This window comes from Devosia sp. (assembly GCF_034675085.1).
Lineage (GTDB): Bacteria > Pseudomonadota > Alphaproteobacteria > Rhizobiales > Devosiaceae > Devosia.
In genome coordinates, this window is sequence record NZ_JAUCDN010000308.1 from 1 (window position 1) to 3,860 (window position 3,860).

2 protein-coding genes are annotated in these 3,860 nt (G+C 65.1%); both read left to right on the top strand.

The annotated features are described in order from the left end of the window. Nucleotides 1-241: 241 nt before the first annotated feature. Nucleotides 242-3,244 (top strand): 2-oxoglutarate dehydrogenase E1 component, encoded by a 3,003-nt coding sequence (locus VDP82_RS15265; protein WP_323015686.1) that lies wholly within the window; start codon nucleotides 242-244, stop codon nucleotides 3,242-3,244. Between the two features lie 13 nt (nucleotides 3,245-3,257). Continuing rightward, on the top strand, nucleotides 3,258-3,860 hold a 603-nt coding region (locus VDP82_RS15270), incomplete at its 3' end, for a biotin/lipoyl-containing protein (protein WP_323015687.1).

Consider the following 3,860-nt stretch of genomic DNA (forward strand, 5'->3'; position numbering starts at 1 on the left):
GGCCATGACGAAAAAACGCCGCATGAGGGAGCCATGCGACCAATGTCGGTCGCGCTTCGGTCACGGTTGGATGCTAGTTCTTATGATGAGCAAGCTGCGGCGCCTCTGGGCGCCGTAAGTCTTAACAGGATGCAAAGGAAAAGCGGTCAATAGTAAACCGGACTGAATTGACCGCGGCTGAGACCGGCAACCCGCCGGTTCGTTGAGAAGGATGGCGGGGCAGGGCCTCGCGGCAAAAGCGATGACACGACAGGAAAAGAACGACACGTTCTTGCTGACTTCGTTCCTCTACGGAGGAAACGCCGACTACATCGAACAACTCTATTCTCGCTTCAAGGCCGACCCGGCCAGTGTCGACGAGACCTGGCGGGGCTTTTTCTCGCGGCTCGACGATGAAGATGGCGTGGCCCAGCGCAATGCCGACGGGCCGAGCTGGGGCCGCAAGGACTGGCCGCAGGGCGAGACGGGCGAGCTGGTGAGCGCGCTCGACGGCAATTGGGGCGAGATCGCCGTCAAGACCGAGAAGGCCATCGCCAAGAAGGCCGAGGCGTTGGGCGTGGCCAAGGCGAGCGTCGCCGACGTGCTGCAGGCGACCCGGGACTCGATCCGCGCCATCATGATGATCCGCGCCTATCGCATGCGCGGGCATCTGCATGCCGATCTGGACCCGCTCAAGCTCAAGGAAGACGAATCCGCCCCCGAGCTGGACCCCAAGAGCTACGGCTTCACCGAGGCCGATTATAGCCGCAAGATCTTCATCGACAACTATCTGGGCCTGGAATACGCCACGGTCCCGGAGATGCTGGCCATCCTCCAGCGCACCTATTGCGGCACCATCGGCATCGAATTCATGCATATCTCCGATCCGGATGAGAAGCAGTGGATTCAGGAGCGCGTCGAGGGCCCTGATAAGGAGATCACCTTTACCCCCGAGGGCAAGAAGGCGATCCTGAACAAGCTGATCGAGGCCGAAGGCTTCGAGAAGTTCCTCGACGTCAAATATACCGGCACCAAGCGCTTCGGCCTGGATGGCGGGGAAGCCACCATTCCGGCGCTCGAGCAGATCATCAAGCGCGGCGGCGCGCTGGGCATCAAGGACATCGTCTTGGGCATGGCCCATCGCGGGCGCCTCAACGTGCTCACCCAGGTGCTGGCCAAGCCGCATCGCGCGCTGTTCCACGAATTCAAGGGCGGCGCCTTCTATCCCGACGACGTCGAGGGTTCGGGCGACGTGAAGTACCATCTGGGCGCTTCGTCCGACCGCGAGTTCGACGGCAATGCCGTCCATCTCTCGCTCACGGCCAATCCCAGCCATCTCGAAATCGTCGACCCGGTGGTGCTGGGCAAGGCCCGCGCCAAGCAGGACAAGTTCATTTCGCCCGATGGCAAGCTGGTCAATATCGAGGCCGAGGGCAAGCCCGACCGCTCGGTGGTGCTGCCGCTGCTCATCCATGGCGACGCCGCCTTTGCCGGGCAGGGCGTGGTGGCCGAGTGCCTGGGGCTTTCCGGCCTCAAGGGCCATCGCACCGGCGGCTCGATCCATTTCGTCATCAACAACCAGATCGGCTTCACCACGGCGCCGATGTATTCGCGCTCCTCGCCCTATCCCACCGACGTGGCCAAGATGATCGAGGCCCCGGTCTTCCATGTGAATGGGGACGATCCGGAGGCGGTGGTGTTCGCGGCCAAGGTGGCGGTCGAATACCGGCAGAAATTCGGCAAGCCCGTCGTCATCGACATGTTCTGCTATCGCCGCTTCGGGCACAATGAAGGCGACGAGCCCAGCTTCACCCAGCCGCTGATGTATTCGCGCATCCGCAGCCACAAGACCACGCTGGAGTTGTATTCGGAAAAGCTGGTGGCCGAGGGCCTGCTCAGCGCCGAAGAGGTGGACAAGCTCAAGGCCGACTGGCGCGCCAAGCTCGAAGGCGAGTTCGAGGCCGGCCAGGATTATCGCCCCAACAAGGCCGATTGGCTCGATGGCGCCTGGAAGGATTTCAAGCCCGCCGAGCTGGAAGGCCCGCGCCGTGGCTCGACCGGGGTTCCGGTCGAACAGCTGACCGCTTTGGGCATGGCCATGACCGAGGTGCCGGCCGATTTCAACGTGCACCGCACCGTCAAGCGGTTCATGGACAATCGCCGCGCCGCCATCGAGGCGGGCGAGGGCATCGACTGGGCCACGGGCGAAGCCCTGGCCTATGCCAGCCTGGTCACCGAGGGCCATCCGGTGCGCCTTTCGGGGCAGGATGTGGAGCGCGGTACCTTCAGCCAGCGCCATTCGGTGCTCAACGATCAGCAGGTCGACAACAAGACCTATACCCCGCTCAACCATCTCGGCCCCGACCAGAGCCGTTACGAGGTCATCAATTCGATGCTCTCGGAAGAGGCCGTGCTCGGCTTCGAATACGGCTATTCGCTGGCCGAGCCGCGGGCGCTGACCCTGTGGGAAGCCCAGTTCGGCGACTTCGTCAACGGCGCCCAGGTGGTCATCGACCAGTTCATCTCCTCGGGCGAGCGCAAGTGGTTCCGCATGTCGGGCCTGGTGATGCTCCTGCCCCATGGCTATGAGGGGCAGGGCCCGGAACACTCCTCGGCCCGTCCCGAGCGGTTCCTCCAGCTCTGCGCCGAAGACAATATGCAGGTCGCCAACTGCACCACCCCGGCCAATTACTTCCATATCCTGCGCCGGCAGGTGAAGCGCGACTTCCGCAAGCCGCTGATCCTGTTCACTCCCAAGAGCCTCCTGCGCCACAAGCGCGCCGTTTCGGGCCTGGTGGAGCTGGGGCCGGACAGTTGCTTCCATCGCCTGCTCTGGGACGATGCCGAAGCGCCGGGCGTGCCCAAGACCACCATTCGCCTGGTGCCGGACGACAAGATCCGCCGCGTCGTGCTGTGCACGGGCAAGGTCTATTACGACCTGCTCGAAGAGCGCGAGAAGAAGGGCGTGGACGACATCTACCTGTTGCGCATCGAGCAGCTCTATCCCTTCCCGGCCAAGGCGCTGCTGGATGAGTTGAGCCGCTTCCAGAACGCCGAGATCATCTGGTGCCAGGAAGAGCCCAAGAATATGGGTGCCTGGGCCTTCATTCAGCCTTATGTTGAGTGGGTGTTCGACCAGATGGGCCGCACCGGCCAGCGCGTGCGCTATACCGGCCGCCCCGCCTCGGCCTCCACCGCCACGGGGCTGATGCGCACGCATCTGGCCCAATTGCAGGCCTTCCTCGACGAAGCCCTGGGCAGCTAAGAAGGACAAAACAATGTCGACTGAAATCCGCGTCCCGACCCTTGGCGAAAGCGTTACCGAGGCCACGATCGGCCAGTGGTTCAAGAAGGTGGGCGACGCCGTCGCCGCCGACGAGCCCATCGTCGAGCTTGAAACCGACAAGGTGACCATCGAGGTGCCGGCGCCCGCCGCCGGCGTTCTCGAAGCCATTGCCGCCCAGCAGGGCGACACGGTGGATGTGGGCGCCCTTCTGGGCGCCATCGCCGCCGGCGCCGGTGCCGCCGCTGCGGCTCCCGCCGCCGCGCCCGCCCCGGCCAAGACCGAGGTGCCTGCCGCCAATGCCGCCGGCCCCGAGCCGGTCAAGCCCGCTGCCGTGACCGACCGGGCTCCGGCCCCCTCGGCGCGCAAGCTGATGGAGGAGAATAAGATCGAGGCCGGCTCGGTCGCTGGTTCGGGCAAGGCCGGCCAGGTGCTCAAGGAAGACGTGCTGGCGGCGCTCGCCCGCTCGGCCAATGCGCCCGCCGCCGCTCCGGCTCCTGCTGCGGCCCCGGCTCCTGCCGCCCCCGCCGCGCCGCGCGCTCCAGTTGCCGCCGATGACGCGGCCCGCGAGGAGCGGGTCAAGATGACCCGCCTGCGC

Bases quoted from the DNA above. Each gene is read 5' to 3' on its own strand.
- VDP82_RS15265 (WP_323015686.1), top strand. From the start codon at position 242: ATGACACGACAGGAAAAGAACGACACGTTCTTGCTGACTTCGTTCCTC.